This is a genomic window from Psychrobacillus sp. OK028, assembly GCF_900103605.1.
Classification (GTDB): Bacteria; Bacillota; Bacilli; order Bacillales_A; family Planococcaceae; genus Psychrobacillus.
Genome location: NZ_FNHY01000001.1, coordinates 588,699 through 605,296, shown reverse-complemented (window position 1 = coordinate 605,296; position 16,598 = coordinate 588,699). Strand labels below are relative to the sequence as shown.

At 36.5% G+C, this 16,598-nt stretch carries 21 protein-coding genes; all 21 read right to left on the bottom strand.

Features of this window, described 5'->3' with window-relative positions; translation table 11 throughout:
- Nucleotides 1-6 precede the first annotated feature (6 nt).
- Nucleotides 7-1,101, bottom strand: coding sequence for a flagellar biosynthesis protein FlhB (gene flhB / locus BLR36_RS02620; protein WP_093060280.1), 1,095 nt, complete (start codon nt 1,099-1,101; stop codon nt 7-9).
- On the bottom strand, nt 1,094-1,870 hold the full coding sequence (fliR, locus tag BLR36_RS02615) for a flagellar biosynthetic protein FliR (RefSeq protein ID WP_093060130.1): 777 nt from the start codon (nt 1,868-1,870) through the stop codon (nt 1,094-1,096). The genes flhB and fliR overlap by 8 nt, the downstream gene beginning before the upstream one ends.
- Before the next feature lie 4 nt (nt 1,871-1,874).
- Nucleotides 1,875-2,144, bottom strand: a complete 270-nt coding sequence (fliQ, locus tag BLR36_RS02610) for a flagellar biosynthesis protein FliQ (protein WP_093060128.1) — start codon at nt 2,142-2,144, stop codon at nt 1,875-1,877.
- Between the two features lie 12 nt (nt 2,145-2,156).
- On the bottom strand, nt 2,157-2,822 hold the full coding sequence (gene fliP, locus BLR36_RS02605; protein ID WP_093060126.1) for a flagellar type III secretion system pore protein FliP: 666 nt from the start codon (nt 2,820-2,822) through the stop codon (nt 2,157-2,159).
- Nucleotides 2,815-3,501 carry a flagellar biosynthetic protein FliO gene (locus BLR36_RS02600; RefSeq protein WP_175453947.1) on the bottom strand — a complete coding sequence of 229 codons (687 nt, stop codon included), beginning with the start codon at nt 3,499-3,501 and terminating at the stop codon, nt 2,815-2,817. Before BLR36_RS02600 ends, fliP begins: the two co-directional genes overlap by 8 nt.
- 7 nt (nt 3,502-3,508) lie before the next feature.
- Complete coding sequence (locus BLR36_RS02595; protein ID WP_093060122.1) at nt 3,509-3,871, bottom strand: response regulator; 363 nt, start codon at nt 3,869-3,871, stop codon at nt 3,509-3,511.
- 19 nt (nt 3,872-3,890) lie between these two features.
- Complete coding sequence (fliY, locus tag BLR36_RS02590) at nt 3,891-5,057, bottom strand: flagellar motor switch phosphatase FliY (protein ID WP_093060279.1); 1,167 nt, start codon at nt 5,055-5,057, stop codon at nt 3,891-3,893.
- Nucleotides 5,050-6,048 carry a flagellar motor switch protein FliM gene (gene fliM / locus BLR36_RS02585; RefSeq protein WP_093060120.1) on the bottom strand — a complete coding sequence of 333 codons (999 nt, stop codon included), beginning with the start codon at nt 6,046-6,048 and terminating at the stop codon, nt 5,050-5,052. Before fliM ends, fliY begins: the two co-directional genes overlap by 8 nt.
- 30 nt (nt 6,049-6,078) lie before the next feature.
- Entirely contained in the window at nt 6,079-6,510 is a 432-nt protein-coding gene (gene fliL / locus BLR36_RS02580) for a flagellar basal body-associated protein FliL (RefSeq protein WP_093060117.1), read from the bottom strand.
- Nucleotides 6,500-6,721 carry a flagellar FlbD family protein gene (locus BLR36_RS02575; protein WP_093060115.1) on the bottom strand — a complete coding sequence of 74 codons (222 nt, stop codon included), beginning with the start codon at nt 6,719-6,721 and terminating at the stop codon, nt 6,500-6,502. Before BLR36_RS02575 ends, fliL begins: the two co-directional genes overlap by 11 nt.
- Nucleotides 6,722-7,001: 280 nt before the next feature.
- A complete protein-coding gene (flgG, locus tag BLR36_RS02570) occupies nt 7,002-7,961 on the bottom strand; it encodes a flagellar basal body rod protein FlgG (protein WP_093060113.1) in 960 nt (319 codons plus the stop codon).
- 85 nt (nt 7,962-8,046) lie between these two features.
- On the bottom strand, nt 8,047-8,427 hold the full coding sequence (locus BLR36_RS02565) for a TIGR02530 family flagellar biosynthesis protein (protein WP_093060111.1): 381 nt from the start codon (nt 8,425-8,427) through the stop codon (nt 8,047-8,049).
- A gap of 15 nt (nt 8,428-8,442) precedes the next feature.
- Nucleotides 8,443-9,102, bottom strand: coding sequence for a flagellar hook assembly protein FlgD (flgD, locus tag BLR36_RS02560; RefSeq protein ID WP_093060278.1), 660 nt, complete (start codon nt 9,100-9,102; stop codon nt 8,443-8,445).
- A gap of 12 nt (nt 9,103-9,114) precedes the next feature.
- Nucleotides 9,115-10,308: a flagellar hook-length control protein FliK gene (locus BLR36_RS02555; protein ID WP_254771316.1), complete on the bottom strand. Its 1,194-nt coding sequence runs from the start codon at nt 10,306-10,308 to the stop codon at nt 9,115-9,117.
- Between the two features lie 36 nt (nt 10,309-10,344).
- Nucleotides 10,345-10,944 (bottom strand): MotE family protein, encoded by a 600-nt coding sequence (locus BLR36_RS02550; protein WP_093060107.1) that lies wholly within the window; start codon nt 10,942-10,944, stop codon nt 10,345-10,347.
- An 8-nt stretch (nt 10,945-10,952) separates the two neighbouring features.
- A complete protein-coding gene (gene fliJ, locus BLR36_RS02545) occupies nt 10,953-11,402 on the bottom strand; it encodes a flagellar export protein FliJ (RefSeq protein ID WP_093060105.1) in 450 nt (149 codons plus the stop codon).
- Nucleotides 11,403-12,725, bottom strand: coding sequence for a flagellar protein export ATPase FliI (fliI, locus tag BLR36_RS02540; RefSeq protein ID WP_093060103.1), 1,323 nt, complete (start codon nt 12,723-12,725; stop codon nt 11,403-11,405). It abuts the gene before it with no gap.
- A 5-nt stretch (nt 12,726-12,730) separates the two neighbouring features.
- Nucleotides 12,731-13,510 (bottom strand): flagellar assembly protein FliH, encoded by a 780-nt coding sequence (gene fliH / locus BLR36_RS02535; RefSeq protein WP_175453946.1) that lies wholly within the window; start codon nt 13,508-13,510, stop codon nt 12,731-12,733.
- Nucleotides 13,494-14,507 carry a flagellar motor switch protein FliG gene (gene fliG, locus BLR36_RS02530; RefSeq protein WP_093060099.1) on the bottom strand — a complete coding sequence of 338 codons (1,014 nt, stop codon included), beginning with the start codon at nt 14,505-14,507 and terminating at the stop codon, nt 13,494-13,496. The genes fliH and fliG overlap by 17 nt, the downstream gene beginning before the upstream one ends.
- Before the next feature lie 118 nt (nt 14,508-14,625).
- Nucleotides 14,626-16,215 (bottom strand): flagellar basal-body MS-ring/collar protein FliF, encoded by a 1,590-nt coding sequence (fliF, locus tag BLR36_RS02525; RefSeq protein ID WP_093060097.1) that lies wholly within the window; start codon nt 16,213-16,215, stop codon nt 14,626-14,628.
- Between the two features lie 59 nt (nt 16,216-16,274).
- Complete coding sequence (gene fliE / locus BLR36_RS02520) at nt 16,275-16,580, bottom strand: flagellar hook-basal body complex protein FliE (RefSeq protein ID WP_093060095.1); 306 nt, start codon at nt 16,578-16,580, stop codon at nt 16,275-16,277.
- Between the last annotated feature and the right edge of the window lie 18 nt (nt 16,581-16,598).

Genomic DNA, 16,598 nt, shown 5'->3' with positions numbered 1-16,598 from the left:
TACCATTTAAATTTTTTGTTTAATACGATATACGTAAGCTAAAACTTCCGCCACTGCTTTGAAAAATTCGTCTGGAATCCGCTGACCAACTTCTACTTGGTCATACATCGAACGAGCAAGAGGTCTATTTTCCACCATGACGACATTATTTTCCTTTGCAATTAACTTGATCTTTTGTGCTACAAAATCTGCACCCTTCGCTACTACGGTTGGGGCATCCATCGATTCATCATCATACTTTAAAGCTATTGCAAAGTGAGTAGGATTCGTTATGACCACATCGGCTGTCGGTATTTCCTGCATCATACGGCGCATCGCCATCTCTCTTTGCCTTTGCCTAATACGCGATTTAATAATTGGATCTCCATCCGAGTTTTTATGTTCATCTTTAATATCTTGCTTGGACATTTTAAGATTTTTTTCATAATCAAACTTTTGATAAAAGAAATCCAAGATGGATATAAATAATAATACACAAGAAGCGGCGATACCCATCATTCCAGTTAACCAACCAACAGTGGCCAGTGTATCCCAAGCTGTTTTGAATGATAAAGATAAGACCTTTTCCAAATTGGTCCACAATATTAAAGTAGTTACAGAACCAATAAATGATATTTTCAAAATCGATTTTAATAGCTCTATAATTGCTTTAAGCGAAAAGATCCTTTTAAGACCCTTTATAGGATCAATCTTCTTCAAATCGAATTTCAATGGTTCAGTAGTAAACAGTAAACCAAATTGAAAAAAGTTTGCAGCTACCGCAGCTATCACAGCTACCAACATTATTGGCAATAAAATTACCGCCATTTCAAGCAGCATATCCTTATAAATGATTATGGCTGTATCAATTGTTAACGTTTCTATTAACATATACTTCGTAAACGTTACACTGAAGAATGAAAAAATCTCAGTTCTTAAAAAACTAGCAAAGAAAAATAAAAATACGAAAACTGTGAGTAATACAATCGCACTAGTCACATCAGGACTTTTTAATACTTGTCCTTTTTTACGAGAATCCTGCCTCTTTTTAGGAGTAGCTTTTTCTGTTTTTTCTCCCGCGAAATACTGTAGATCTAAGCGCAGATTAATCAAATTAGCCACCACCTAAAATTATCATTAAGTCCCGCATTGCAATAACCAAAATTTCAAACATATGCTTTACAACTGCCATTAAAACTCCAATCATAACTAGAAGAACTAAAAATCCTACCCCAATTTTAATTGGGTATCCAATTACAAAGATATTCAATTGAGGAACAGTCCTTGCAGTAATACCTAAAGCTATATCTACAAGAAACAATGTAGCGACAATTGGTATGGACATTTGAAATGCGACGGCAAAAACACCTGCAAAAGTTTTCATAATGAATTCTACATAATTTTCCTGACCAAATGCTGGCCAGGTCATTTCCATCGGCATAAATTGATAGCTATAGAAAATACCATCTAACAACAAATGATGTCCATTTAAAGCTAATAATAGCAACAAAGCTAAAGTATTTAAAAATTGACCAATTAATGGACTTTGAGCACCTGTCTGCGGATCAATTACATTGGCCATCGCAAATCCCATCTGAAAGTCGATAAACCCACCTGCAATTTGAACAGCTGACATAATGATATAAGCAAGTAAGCCTATAAATAATCCGAAAATAACTTCTTTAATAATTAACAGAATATATTCTCCATTTACCTCAAACGGCTCCACATCGAGGGTATAATACATCATCCAGGAGAGCACTACAGCAAAGGCTATCCGATGACTTGCGGGTATGGTTCGATGTGAGAAAAGTGGTAATACGACAAAAAATGCAGAAACACGAGCAATAATAAGTAATAATACAGTTAAACTTGGTAAGATGGCATCCATTGAATCAACCAATGTATCGAATTAAATTCTCAAAAATATCTGCTGCATACGTGGTGACTTGGGAAAGCATCCAGGGACCAAAGAAAACAATAGCGACAAGTACCGCTATAATTTTCGGTACAAATGCAAGTGTTTGTTCTTGAATTTGTGTCGTAGCCTGAAAAATACTCACTGCAAGACCGGTAATTAAAGCAACTAAAAGAAGAGGACCTGATGCAAGAAGAATGACCCAAATTGCTCGTTCTGCAATTGAAATTACCATTTCATTATTCAATACAATCAGCTCCTAAAAACTTTGTAATATAGACTTCATAACCAAATACCAACCATCCACCAAAACAAATAATAATATTTTAAAAGGTAGTGAGATCATAACTGGCGGTAACATCATCATACCCATTGACATCAGTACACTCGCCACAATCATATCAATAACTAAAAAAGGGATAAAAATCATAAAACCAATTTGAAATGCTGTTTTTATTTCACTCAGTGCGAAAGCAGGTACCATAACAGTTAAAGGGATATCCTCAAGCGTTTCAGGTCTTTCAGCTTCTGAATATCGTAGGAAAAGTTCTAAATCTTTTTGTCTAGTGTGCTTACTCATAAACTCTTTAAAAGGTCCACTAGCATTTTCATATGCTTGTTCTAACGTAATATCTTCATCGAACAAAGGAGTTAATGCCTGTTCATTTACTTGCTGTAACGTCGGTGCCATGATAAAAAATGTTAAAAATAATGCTAACCCTACAATCACTTGGTTCGGCGGCATCTGGTTAGTCGCCAGTGCAGTTCGAACAAATGATAGTATAATTACTATTCTAGCAAAGGACGTCATCAATATTAAAATACTTGGAGCTAAAGATAAAACCGTCAGCAATAGCATTAATTTTATAGAAGTGGAGAGATTTGATGGGTCGCTGTCCGAGAAAAACTGGACAAATTCATTCATTGTTATCGCGCTCCTTCGTCTTCCAATCCTTTAATACATTACTACGGTCTTTTTGAATTTCTTGTAATCTTTTCTGAAAGGTCTCGTCAAACGAAGGTTCCTTACTTTCTCTCTTCGTATTTGTTATTCCTTTCTCTCTCAAGCGACCTATAAGTTCAGATATGTAAGGAATACTATTTCCAATATCTACTTTTTCTTCATATATTTTAGTTAGTTTTTCAATTTCTGCTGGATCATTTATTTCTTTTATCAAAGTAATATCTTCTCCAATGCCTACTAAGAAGATGGAATTACCTACTTGCATTAGCTGTAATGATTTCCCTTGTCCAACGCCAACCCCACCTAGATTTTGAATAAGCTGATTGGTTTGAAAGGTTTTATTTCTGCTATTTACAAAACGAAGTAATCCATATAGCAAGGCTATAACAAACAAAAGTGCAAAAATCATTTTGATATAATCCCAGGCTGTAACAGAAACACCCACAGAAACGGGTTCATCAGTCGTTTCTGGAGCTTCTTCTTGATTTGACTGAGACTCTTTTTCATTACTTTCATCCTTGTTCAAATTCTTTAAGTATTCATCTATACTTTGATTCGAATCTGACTCTGCTCTTACATCTAGCTGAATTCCGAATGTTAACAAAAAAAGAATACTTAATACTAAGGAAAATTTCCTCATCATTTCATTACCCTAAAGCTTTGGAAATTGCTTCAATTACACGATCAGCTTGGAATGGTTTTACGATGAAATCTTTTGCTCCAGCCTGGATTGCGTCAATTACCATAGCTTGCTGCCCCATTGCAGAGCACATAATGATTGTAGCAGATGGATTTTTTGCTTTAATCTCTTTTAAAGCCGCAATTCCGTCCATTTCTGGCATTGTAATATCCATCGTTACTAAATCCGGTTTAAGCTCATTGTACTTTTCGATTGCTTGAACACCATCAGCTGCTTCTCCTACAACTTCAAAGCCATTTTTACTTAAAATATCTTTAATCATCATTCTCATAAATGCTGCATCATCTACTATTAAAATTCTTTTCGACATAGTATGTCTCCTCCAGTGCTTATCTTAAATTAGTAATACGTTCTGCCTGACTTAAAATATCTGTAATGCGAACGCCAAAATTCTCATCTATAACAACGACTTCTCCTTTGGCTATATGTCGATTATTAACTAAAATATCTACTGGCTCACCAGCTAGTTTATCAAGTTCAATAATAGATCCACTTGTTAGTTCCAAAATATCTTTTACAGTTCTCTTAGTACGACCTAATTCTACTGTTACCTGAAGAGGAATATCAAGTAGTAAATTTAAATTTCTTGACTCATTTTGCGTCAAACTTGGTGCGTCAAAGCTTGCAAACTGAGCTTGCTGTACTTCCACTGGTGGTGCTTGTGGTCGTGATGGTTGCTGAGTGAATTGCATAGGAGCATGTGAAGACATCTCCGGTGCCTGTTGTGTTTGCGTAGTAGGCTGCTGTTGTACAGGTGCTTCATATACTTTTTCTTCTGTAATTGTAGCAGCTACTTCTGGTTCCTCTTCACCTAATAATGATTTCACTAAGTTAAGCCCAAACTCTAAAGGCAACAGTTGCATAATATTTGAATCTATTAACTCCCCAATCTTAAGACGGAAAGATACTTTAATCAGTAATTCATCTGCTGGAATTGCTTCCGTTCCTTCATCTTGTAAAAGGTTCATCAGGTCGATAGTAGGTGGCGAAATATCCACTTTCTTATTGAAAACAGTTGACATGGAGGTAGCGGCTGAACCCATCATTTGGTTCATAGCTTCCTGAACTGCGCTTAACTGAATCTCACTTAGCTCGGGTCTTGGAGCTAAACCATCTCCACCAAGCATTAAGTCAGCTATAATAGCAGCGTCTGACTGCTTTATAACGAGAAGATTCATACCGATTAGTCCGGTAGTATATTGTACCTGTACCGCAACATAAGGATGTGGGAACTCTTCTTTCAATTTTCTTCGGTTAATCATACTAAGATTAGGTGTCGTAATATCTACTTTTTGTCCTAAAAGAGAAGAAAGGGCTGTAGCGGAACTACCAAAGGAAATATTTCCGATTTCTCCTAGTGTATCTTGAGCAAATGAATCTAAGTAATCGTCTATTTTAATATCTTCTGTATCAATTTCTTTTGTAGCTTCCTCATTTATATTTGTTCCTCTCAGGAGGGCCTCAATTTCTTCTTGGGAGAGCATATCATCACTCATCATCATCCTCTCCTCCTTTCACAGTTTCAATGACTTGTACAGCCATTCGTTTTTTTAGTTTACCAGGTTGACCAATAAATTTAGGCATGCCGCCAACTTTAACAGTCAGTGGGTCATCAATTTTAGTGTTTAATTGAATTACGTCGCCTAATTGTAAGTACAAGAGATCTTCTATCGAAATATCAGTTGTGCCAATCTCTGCAACTATAGGAATTTCTGCTGCTTTAACACGTTTTTGCAGAACAGCTAGCTGTTCGGGTGATACTTCTTTTTTATTTGTTTGCATCCAGTAACGTACAGATAGATTAGGTACAATTGGTTCAAGTACTACGTGCGGGATACATATATTAATCATTCCACTAGTTTCTCCGATAATAGTGTTAAATGAAATTACAACAACTGTTTCATTTGGAGAAATCATTTGTAAAAATTGAGGATTTACTTCTAACTCTGTAAGTATCGGATCTATATCTGCAATATTTATCCATGCTTCTCGTAAATTATCAAACGAACGCTCAAACAAGTTCGTCATTATTTTCGTTTCTATTTCCGTTAAATTGTCCACTTTTGTATGTGCTTGTCCTTTTCCACCCATCATTAGATCCAGCATGGAATATGCAATATTAGGATTAATCTCCATCAATATATTCCCTTCAAGTGGTGGAACTTCAAACACATTGATCAATGTCATATGTGGAACCGAGCGGATAAACTCTTCGAACGGAATTTGATCGACTGACACGACCGAAATTTGCACATATGATCTTAACTGGGCAGAAAAAAATGTAGTTAATAGACGAGCAAAGTTTTCATGGATTCTCGTCAAGCTTCGAATCTGATCTTTTGAAAAGCGAAGTGCTCTTTTGAAATCGTACGTTCTTATTTTCTTTGCTTCTTGCTCACTTTTCATTTCATCTGCTGTCATTTCACCTGTTGAGAGTGCACTTAACAACGCATCTATTTCTGATTGAGATAAAATATCTCCTGCCAATCTGCCCACCTCCATCTTAAAAAAATTACTTTATTGAATAATATAAGAAGTTATATAAACTTGTTGAATTTCTCCACTATCCATTAGCTCACCTATTTTTGTTTTTAATGCAGATTCAAACATCGCTTTACCCTCTTTACCGCTTAAGTCTTCAGGAGTCATTTCTGAAAGCTCTGTAATAACTATATTTTTTACTTGGAAATCCCTTTTCGTTAACTCCTCTGCAGCCTTTACACTATCCGTTTGAACCTTTAATGATATACGGATAAATTTGTTGGCAGCTAAGTTAGTAGTTATTTCCGGTATGTCTACAGAGGATTCAATAATTTGATCAATGGTAGGTTCTTCGGACTCATCTGTTTTATTTAACTGCATTACTATTAATAAAGCGACTACACCTACCAACGTAATCGAAACTAAAATGATAAGCATAATGGTTAATAGTTTGTTTTTACTCTTCATCTTGTTCACCTCTTATATGGGGGTTAGATAATATATGTATTTCTTTGTAAAACTGAGAAATTTTGAAGTATACTTCTTCCCTTGATTCCAACGCTACATATTTATGACCATTTGTGAGTGTAATCGTTGTATCTGGGAAAGACTCCACAGTCTCTATGTATAGAGCATTTAACGAAAACTCCTTGCCGTTTAAACGAGTTAGATTAATCATTATGAAGGGCCGGGCCTTTTAAGGAACGGCCCAACCCTCCCTTGCAATAAGTTTAAAGTTTAATAGATTGAATCATTTTCATAAAAGCATATTAAATAGGGAAATCCCAACAAGGTTGATTTCCGTTTCAGGCGGACGCTTTCCGCGGGCACGGCTTCAATCTCCTCGTCACTACGTTCCTGCGGGGCTTTCAGCTCGTGCTGTTCCCGCTGGAGTCGCCGCCTTCCACTACAATCAACTAGATTCACTTTTAAAAAAAGTAATCTGAGAATGACTCATTTTAACGTTTTAAGTTAATAAGCTCTTCTAAAATAGAATCAGAAGTTGTGATAATACGAGTGTTCGCTTGGAACCCACGTTGCGCAACGATCATATCTGTGAATTCTTCTGAAAGATCGACGTTAGACATTTCTAGGAAACCAGAATTTACTGTTCCAAGACCATCTTGAGTAGCAGTGGCATTCAATGGCGTACCAGAGTTAGGCGAAGATTTAAAATAATTATTACCTGCTTTTTCTAAACCACCTGCATTAGGAAATTTAGCAAGTACTAATTGACCTGCCCATCTTAATTCCCCGCCTTTATCTACAAACGTTACGGTTCCATCTTGACTAATACTCATACTTTGAGCGTCTGTAGGAATCTGAACAGGTTTGTAAGTAGCTGAATTACCTGTTACAGGAATTTTATTAGGGATACTATTATTGTCAGTATCAAGATTACCGTTATTTGGGGTTATTAAAACAGTACTTGCGAGCGGATAAACAGCAGGTGTCCCTGTGGTAGCAGCAGACACACCAACTACAAATTTACCATCTGAATTTACTAAATATCCACTTTCATCCATATAGAAGTTTCCAGCACGTGTATAAAGATAGTTTGTATATCCTGTTGGGCCAGCAGTAGCTGTGGCACCTGTACCATCAGCTACTTGAAAAAATCCATCCCCTGATATCGCTAAGTCAAGTGTATTTCCTGTAGATTGTAATGCTCCACCAGCATGAATTGTATCAATAGCAGCTAATTGTGATCCTAAACCAACCTGTTTAGCATTAACTCCCCCGCGAGTACCAGTTGCTGCAGAAGCACCAGCAGTAGTTTGTGAAATTAAATCTTTAAATACTGTACGACCTTTTTTAAATCCGTAAGTGTTTACGTTTGAAATGTTGTTACCTATTACATCCAATTTTGTTTGGAAGTTTTTTAAGCCAGAAATACCTGAGTACATTGAGCGAATCATTAATTTTTTCTCCCTTCAATTTGTGTGCTAGCTTCGATCAGTCGGCTGCACATAGCATCCTATACAGGTCCTGCTATAATTTTTTTTAGTTCAGTACGATGGTACCGTCAATATTAGTGAATAATTGGTCTTTCGCTTCCGTGCGATTCATCGCAGTAATGACAGTGGCGTTTTTTGCACTGACGATTAATGCTGCTTGATCCATCAAAACTAGTGAGTCGTTCACACCTTTAGAGCGTGCTTCTGAAACTTTATCACTTACTATTTTCCACTCGGCTTCTGAAATATATATATTTCTTTCTTGTAAGCGTTGGTTTGCATGCTTGCTTATCTTTAACTCAGTGCTAACAGATGCTTCATGTAAATGCTGTAAGAAAGATTGTTTTTGTGAAGCTACTTGGCTTGATGTGATTGGTTGACGGATTGTCGTTTGCAGCGGAACACGATTTATCGAAATGTTGCCCATTGCAAGTCTCCGTTCTTATTTACTTATAGATGTTATTTGATCTGCCGTTATGGATGTACCATTACTTAAGTTATAAACGATGTTTCCACTTTTTTTGCTCACTGATTCAACAGTTGCTGAAGTTTCACTTGGTGTTTCTGTCTCTGTGCCAGCATGAATATAACTAACTGTTTTACCAATTAACAGGCTAGCGTCTACTAAACTATTAGAATTTGAGTTTAAACCACCAGAAAGTACTTCGGATATATTACCCGGGTTAATAACTTTCCCGCCTACCAATGTGAATTCAACTTTTCCGTTTATAAATTTAATACCTGTTATTGACCCAGTACCTTCACTTGTAATCGGATTACCATTTTCATCTTTTTTGTCTGTTAGTTCATGCCATTTTACGTTTTTACCAACAAAGCTACTGAATTCAATCATTTGACTTTGCTCTTGCACAGCAGCGAATTCTTTAAATGCTTCTGTTAAATTTGTCATTTGCTCTAAAGAAGAAAATTGTGCCATTTGAGCGATGAATTGTGAATCATCCATTGGTTTCGTTGGATCTTGATTTTGAAGCTGTGTCATTAGAATTTTTAAGAATGCATCCTTACCTAATGTACTATTTCCCGTCGAAGGCGTTTTTTTCGCTTGATTGGATAAATACATACTGTCGGTAATTTTAGCCATTTCAGCCACAGTCTAGACCTCCATTTCTTCTAAGTATTCATGGAATGAAAACTGTTCTTCTAGTTCTTCATTGCTATTTTCTTGTTGTTTTTGCTGTTGATTAAATGATTGTTGGAAATCTTGGTTCTTTTCTTGTCTTGTAGATTCTTGTAAAGCTTGTGTTATTTCTAGCTTCTCTAATTGTATATTTTGACCAGCAAAACCTTGTCTCAATTGACTAGAATTTGAATCTAACATTTCTTTGCCAAGTGCTGTTGAAGCTAATATTTTTGCTGTAAGCATTCCGTCTTTTTGAATCAATTCAATACGAATCGTACCAAGTTGCTCTGGAAATAGTTTTAAAACTAGTCTGTTAGCTCCGCCGGCAAATCCAAACTGCACACGGTTCATCACTTTCTGTAATTCTTTTATGAATTCTTCTGACTGTGCGGCCTTATCAGTTGGTAGTGCTATCGAGACTGTTTCAACTTTCGTTTGAATAACCGTAGTAGTACTGCCTTGTATATTTGAAGTAATTTCCTTCGTTTCCGTAACAATCTCTGGCTGAACAGATAGAGAAGGCTGTTTAACTACCATTTGAGTTTGAATAATCGGTTGTTTTAATAGTTGTGGTAAGGAAGCCGTATCATTTGTTGGTGTTTTGCCTACTGTTTCCTTTATATTCACAAGTAGTTGCTTGAGATCAAAAAGTGTAGATTCTTCTTTGATGCCTAAATCTGATTTGTTTGCGATTAATTGAACCGTTTTTAATAGCTCCACTGCTTGTCTAGCATCAGTTTCACTACTCGGTCCTTGTCCCTTCACAGAAGAAATGAGCGCATCTATAATTTTAGTTGCTTGTTCATTTATACCAGCAAGTATATCCCAGACATTTGACTCTATTTCACCATTAGAATTAGAACTATTACTCTCTACACCAAGTAATTTATCTAAGAGCCCTTTTAATTCCTTAGAGCTAACTGTTAATTCATCTGTGCCTAATAATGATTTAAGCTCTTCAATCGAATTTACATTAAGGATGGCCAGCATTTCCTGCAGTATATTACCTTCACCGTTTGTTTGAGGTGTAGAGATTGGTTGAATCTGTGAACCGGATAAGATTTGACCAAATACAGATCCGAATTTTTGACTGCTATTCATATTTGTTTGCATTTTGCTACTTATTTGAGTAGTTGCATTAATATTTGGGTTAATGGTCAGTGCCATTTTCACTTTTTTTCACCTCCCCTCAATGGATTATAATTACTGCTTCGACATCAATTCTGTATACTTGGCAGCATCTTCTGGCGTCATTTTCTCGTATATGCTCGCCACTGTATCTGGTTTAAGACTTGTTAAAATTCGTAATGCTTCTGCATCACTCATTTTTGTAATTACAGGTGCGGCAGTCTTTGCTGACATTTTTTCAAATGTAGAAACGATTTCGGCATAATCACGTTTTGCACTTTCTTGGTCTCGTGTTAACTTTGCGATTTCATCTAATAACCGTTCTTGTTCTATTAGAAGAGCTTCTTTCTCACTTGCAGAATTCTGTAGCTCTGTTTGAACTTTTTCTATTTGCGCTTCTTTTTGTTGGATTTCAGCCTGCAACGTAACAACTCGGTCTTCCAGAACCTCTGTCTTTTTATCTTCTGTTAAAACCTGTTCTTCGCTAAAACCAGTGATTTCTTTTGCTTTTTCAAAAACGTTAATATTAGCAATTTGAGCAATTACTAGTAAGAGAAGTAAAGCAAATAAAAAAGGAATGATAAACAAATAAAAAAACATTTTTATTTTACTTATACCTTTTGTTTCGCCACTATTTTGTTCAATGCTTTTATTTGGTTTGTTCCGTTTAGCCATGCTTCTACTCACCTAATCTCTTTGTTTTGAAACTTCAAAGAAGATATTTCATCTAATTGAATTGTTTCTAGTCTTTGTTGCTCTTGTTGGAACTGTTCAAGGTCTTTTTCTTGTATCTTTTCGAACTTTCTCACTTCTAATGATTTTTCGAGAAGTCTCTCTTCCATCCAATTCATTTTTGATCTCGCCTGGATAACTTCTTTTTGAACTATATCTATTCTTTTTTGAAGTCCAACAATATAATTGGAATAATGATGGATATTATCTACGGAAAGTCCTGAAGTCAAAAGGTTATTTTGAGTGTCAACAGTATCTTCTTTTTTTTTCAACAAATTATAAAGTTCAGTTGCGACTTTTTCAAAAGCCGATACCGATTCTTTGTAAGCTAACTCGGTTTCTGATTTTTCTTGTTCACGAATTGTTAAAACCTTTGCAAATTTAAACTGATAGGCAACCATTTATGAAACACCACCTGATAATTTCACTAATTCATCTACGGAGGATTCTAAAGACACTTTATCCAAATATCCTTGTTTTAGAAAAGATGTTATTAAAGGTTCATACTGTATCGCTTCATCAATTTCACGAGAAGTACCACGTTTATAGGCACCGATGTTGATTAGATCTTCTGATTTATTGTACGTAAAATACAAATCTCTTAACCTCTCTGCAGCCTTCACATGATCTTTATCTGAAATATGATTCATCAAACGACTGATGCTTTTCAAAACATTTATCGCAGGATACTGACCTTTATTGGCTAGGGATCGATCTAACACAATATGACCGTCTAAGATCCCACGGACTGTATCGGCTATTGGTTCATTCATATCGTCACCATCAACCAATACGGTGTAAAATGCTGTAATTGTTCCATTTTCATTTGTGCCTGTACGTTCTAGAAGCTTAGGTAAAATAGAAAATACGGAAGGTGTATAACCTCTAGTAGCTGGTGGCTCTCCAACCGCTAGACCTACTTCACGCTGGGCCATTGCTACACGAGTGACAGAGTCCATCATGAGCATGACGTTTAATCCTTTGTCACGGAAATACTCTGCGATTGCTGTAGCAGTAAAAGCCCCTTTAATGCGCATCAAAGCTGGTTGGTCAGACGTAGCAGCTACTACAATGGATTTTTCCAATCCTTCTTTTCCTAAATCTCTTTCGATAAACTCTCGAACCTCTCTGCCACGTTCGCCAATTAGCGCAATAACATTTAAGTCTGCATTAGTATTTCTAGCTATCATGCCAAGTAATGTGCTTTTTCCTACTCCAGATCCAGCAAAAATACCTACCCTTTGGCCTTTTCCGACCGTTAGCATACCATCTATTGCCTTTACACCCACTTCGATTTGTTCTTCTATAGGGGGTCTTGTCAATGGATTCGGGGAATCTTTCTCGGTTCCCACTGTCATTAACCCTTTAGGCAATACAGATCCATCTATTGGGTTTCCCATCGAATCTAATACTTTTCCAATTAGTTCCGGACCGACCTTAATCTCTAATGGATTATTTGATCCTTCGACTAAACAACCTGTAGAAATTTCTCTAATATTTGTGTAAGGCATTAATACGACGGTTTCTTCCTTAAATCCAACCACTTCAGCAAGAATTATGGAGGCTCCTGATTTCGTCGAGTTTATGTGAATTTTACAAACATCACCAACTGAACTTTCAGGACCTTGTGACTCAATCATTAACCCAACTACTCGACTAACTCGACCATATTTTTTAAAGGTAGGTACGTTCGAAATTTGTTGAATCAAATCTACAGCCTTCATCACATTCACTCCATACTATCTAGAATTTCTACTAACTTACTTCGCAATTCCTGAACCTGCTCGTCAATACTGACGACAATTCTTCCATGATTCGTTTCAATATAACAATCCGTATCGTTCATATCTTCATCAACAAAAATCATAAAAGGAACATCTATCGGAAAAATGGAGGAAAGTTCTTCCCTATTATTAGAAACAAGTTCAAAGTAAAACGGAGAAACATATAGTTTAATCTCTTTCATTTCTCTCGCTTCTTTTAAGCCTCTTTTAACAATGGATAAAAACAAGTCATCATTTTCATCTAACTTAGTTGCAATGATTCTCTCTGCAGTTCGTATAGCTAGTTCTAGAATGACATGCTCCTGTTGCTGTAAGTAATTTGCAGCATTTTCATGTGCCGTTTTCATTGCATCATTAGCTAATTTCAATGAATTTTGCATATCTGCTTGCGCTTTTAAGCGACCTTCTTCTATACCTTGCATAAAGCCTTCATCATACGCTTGCTGTTGAAAAGCTACCTTCTCTTGCTCCCAAGCATTTAACTGACTTTCGATATATAGTTTAGTCTCTTCGATGTCTTTAGTTAAGAGAGATCTTTTCTCAGCGATCTCCTCGTTTACTTCTTCCATCATTTTATTTCGTTCTTGTGTAAGAACATCTAAAGTCAATGGCTCGTCTGTTTTCATCATTTCTTGAACATGTAAATTCCTTATTTGAATGGGCTTTGAGTTTTCTTTTGTTTCATTCAAATATACATTTCGGAAAATTTTAGACAATGATGTCATCTCCTCCGCCACGAGCAATTATTATTTCGCCTGCGTCTTCCAATCTTCTAATTACAGTTACAATACGAGATTGAGCTTCTTCAACATCGCGAAGGCGAACAGGTCCCATAATTTCCATTTCCTCTTTGAACGTTTCGGCCATACGTACTGACATATTGCGGAAAATTACATCTTTAACCTCTTCACTAGAAACCTTCATTGAAAGAAGTAAATCTTCGTTTTCACAGTCACGAATAACACGTTGAATAGAGCGATTATCAAGCGTAACGATATCTTCGAATACGAACATTCTTTTCTTGATCTCTTCAGCAAGCTCTGGATCCTGAATTTCTAATGCATCCAATATTGTTTTCTCTGTTGTTCGGTCTACACCGTTCAATACTTCGACGACTGCATCAATACCGCCTGTTTCTGTGTAATCCTGCGTCACAGTAGAAGATAGCTTTCTTTCCAGTACAGACTCTATTTCACTAATTACTTCAGGTGAGGTGGAATCCATTGTAGCTATTCTTTTTGCAATATCCGCTTGTACTTCCTGCGGCAATGAAGAAAGAATGATCCCAGCCTGCTGAGCCTCTAAATAAGAAAGGATCAAGGCAATAGTTTGCGGATGTTCATTTTGTATGAAATTAAACAGTTGAGCCGGCTCGGCACGTCTGGCAAAATCAAATGGTCGCACTTGTAGGGAAGAAGTAAGACGATTAATAATAGCCTGAGCATGATCAGTACCTAAAGCCTTTTCTAAAACTGTTTTCGCATATCCAATACCACCCTGCGAAATATAGTCTTGTGCTAGTGCAATATTGTGAAATTCTTCTATTATATCTTCTTTAATTTCAGGCTCTACTTTTTTCACACCAGAAATCTCTAAAGTTAAACGCTCAATTTCTTCTTCATTTAAATGTTTATAAATAGAAGCAGACACTTCAGGTCCGAGAGAAATTAATAAGAGCGCGGCTTTTTGTTTACCACTTAAATCTTTTTCTTTCTTAATCATAGCCGTCCTCCCAATTAATTACGACACGGCGTAATCGTATCCAGATGTTGTAACCAGCGAGTCTGGTCTAAAATCTGTGACATCCGCCCGAGGCTTTAACATAATATGAAAATCAAAGTTAATCCTCTGCTATCCAAGTACGTAATAACTTTGCAAATTCTTCTGGCTTATCTTTCGCCATTTTTTCTAATTGTTTTCTTCTTAAAGTAGATTCAGTTTCTTTTTCTGTATTTATATCATCTACTTTTAGCTCTTCTCGTTGCTCTTCTAGAATAAACATTTCTTCCTCATCGGTTTTTCTTGAGCGAAGTAAAGATACTACTAGAAGTATGATGGCAACAAGTAAAATTCCTCCGATTACATAGATCCACCAAGGAATTGTAGATTGTGTACTTGCAACTGTAGTTGCTTTACCATTAAACGGTTGTACAGATACGACAATCTTTTCCTGCAATAATTCCTCTGTCAAATCTCCACCAGCTTCTTCATCAATAGAAGTCCGGATAATTGTTGTAAGAATTTGCTCTATATCTTGCTCTACACCGTCTGGCATAGTTGTTAGATCCTCAGGATTAGGAGGCTCTACCATCACTTGAATCCCTATATCTCTAATTTTGTATGGACTTTCAACTATTTCTTTTCGGATACGATTTACTTCACTGTTAATCGTGTCTTCATTTCGCTCATAGTCACCGTTTGATGTAGAACCTTCAACATAGTTAGTAAAGTTATCAGTAGCATCTTCTGTTGTTGGAGTACCACCTGCTACAGGATTTTCACCTGTAAAGGTTTCTGAAATACGCTGCGCACTAATTTCAATTCCCGCCATATTTTCTTCATCAACAGGTTCCACTAAGTTTTCTTCTCTATTTTCCTGTTTGAAGTCAATATCTGTAGTAACAGAGACAACAACTTTATCTTGCCCCATTAAAGTACCTAACATTGTTTGTACTTGACGTTGCAAATCACGTTCAATCGTTTTCTTAATTGCCATTTGATCGCTGACGTTTGCACCTGCTGTGTTTGCATTTGCTTGTTCTAAGTCAAAGTACTCTAAGTATTGGTTTCTAATACTAATTTCCTCGGTAGGAAGATTCGGGATTGACTTCGAAACTAGGTTATACAAGGATAGAATCTGTGAATCCGTAAATTTGTACCCAGGTTCTGTGTTCAAAACAATTGCTGCACTGGCAGTTTCATTGCTTTGTGAAAGGAACACTCCTTCTTCAGGCAGAGTAATCATAACTTGAGCATCCTTTACCCCTTCCACACCTTTGATCAATTTCGCAAGTTCCGTTTGCATGGAAGCTAGTTTCAATACATTAAACTCATTATCTGTCATACCAAATCCAGCATTTTGAGAAAAGAAGCTATAATCAATCATTCCCGACTGTGGATAGCCTTCTGCAGCTAGTTGGACTAACAAAGCATCAACTTGCTCTGCTGGTACTAAGATAGACGTTCCGCCCGGTGCAATTTCATTTGGCACTCCTTGCGCATCTAACGTTTCTTTAATACGTCCAATTTCAGACGGAGATACGTCTGTATATAGCGGAACAAAGTTTGTTCTATTCATCATAATTGTAATAATAATAGCTAGAATAATAATTGCTAACAAACTTCCAATCATTGTTCCCTTTTGCATTTTAGTGCGACTGTTCCAAAACGTGGTTACATCGCTGGTCATTTTCTTTATACGTTCATTCATTATTATCCTCCGGCTATGGTGAATATTTTTGCTCGATATTTAGCGATAACCGAGAGAGGTTACACTTGCATACGCATTATTTCTTGATAAGCTTCTACTACTTTGTTTCTAATTTCTAATGTTGCATTTAGTGTAATACTAGCTTTCTGTGAAGCAATCATAACATCGTGTAACTCAATATTCCCACCGTTTATAAGCTTTTCAGTAGCTACATCGGAGGCTTTTTGATTTTCATTTACTGATTGAATTGCAGTCTTTAAAAAATCCCCAAAATCAGCTTGTGCTTCTGCTGGACTTACCTTTGAGGTTGTCGAAATTGGGGTTATTTGTGAAGGATTAAATAACGAAATGGATTCTATTGGCAATTTAAACCACACCTTCTT

Excerpts from the sequence above, each read along its gene's own strand:
- BLR36_RS02595 (WP_093060122.1), bottom strand. The coding sequence starts at position 3,871 with ATGTCGAAAAGAATTTTAATAGTAGATGATGCAGCATTTATGAGAATG.
- fliJ (WP_093060105.1), bottom strand. The coding sequence starts at position 11,402 with ATGGTTGCCTATCAGTTTAAATTTGCAAAGGTTTTAACAATTCGTGAA.
- flgG (WP_093060113.1), bottom strand. The coding sequence starts at position 7,961 with ATGATTCGCTCAATGTACTCAGGTATTTCTGGCTTAAAAAACTTCCAA.
- BLR36_RS02575 (WP_093060115.1), bottom strand. The coding sequence starts at position 6,721 with ATGATTAATCTAACTCGTTTAAACGGCAAGGAGTTTTCGTTAAATGCT.
- BLR36_RS02555 (WP_254771316.1), bottom strand. The coding sequence starts at position 10,308 with ATGGCACTGACCATTAACCCAAATATTAATGCAACTACTCAAATAAGT.
- fliP (WP_093060126.1), bottom strand. The coding sequence starts at position 2,822 with ATGAATGAATTTGTCCAGTTTTTCTCGGACAGCGACCCATCAAATCTC.
- fliL (WP_093060117.1), bottom strand. The coding sequence starts at position 6,510 with ATGAAGAGTAAAAACAAACTATTAACCATTATGCTTATCATTTTAGTT.
- BLR36_RS02565 (WP_093060111.1), bottom strand. The coding sequence starts at position 8,427 with ATGGGCAACATTTCGATAAATCGTGTTCCGCTGCAAACGACAATCCGT.
- fliR (WP_093060130.1), bottom strand. The coding sequence starts at position 1,870 with ATGGATGCCATCTTACCAAGTTTAACTGTATTATTACTTATTATTGCT.
- fliI (WP_093060103.1), bottom strand. The coding sequence starts at position 12,725 with ATGAAGGCTGTAGATTTGATTCAACAAATTTCGAACGTACCTACCTTT.
- fliG (WP_093060099.1), bottom strand. The coding sequence starts at position 14,507 with ATGATTAAGAAAGAAAAAGATTTAAGTGGTAAACAAAAAGCCGCGCTC.
- fliH (WP_175453946.1), bottom strand. The coding sequence starts at position 13,510 with ATGACATCATTGTCTAAAATTTTCCGAAATGTATATTTGAATGAAACA.
- fliF (WP_093060097.1), bottom strand. The coding sequence starts at position 16,215 with ATGAATGAACGTATAAAGAAAATGACCAGCGATGTAACCACGTTTTGG.
- BLR36_RS02600 (WP_175453947.1), bottom strand. The coding sequence starts at position 3,501 with ATGAGGAAATTTTCCTTAGTATTAAGTATTCTTTTTTTGTTAACATTC.
- BLR36_RS02550 (WP_093060107.1), bottom strand. The coding sequence starts at position 10,944 with ATGGCTAAACGGAACAAACCAAATAAAAGCATTGAACAAAATAGTGGC.
- fliY (WP_093060279.1), bottom strand. The coding sequence starts at position 5,057 with ATGAGTGATGATATGCTCTCCCAAGAAGAAATTGAGGCCCTCCTGAGA.
- flgD (WP_093060278.1), bottom strand. The coding sequence starts at position 9,102 with ATGGCTAAAATTACCGACAGTATGTATTTATCCAATCAAGCGAAAAAA.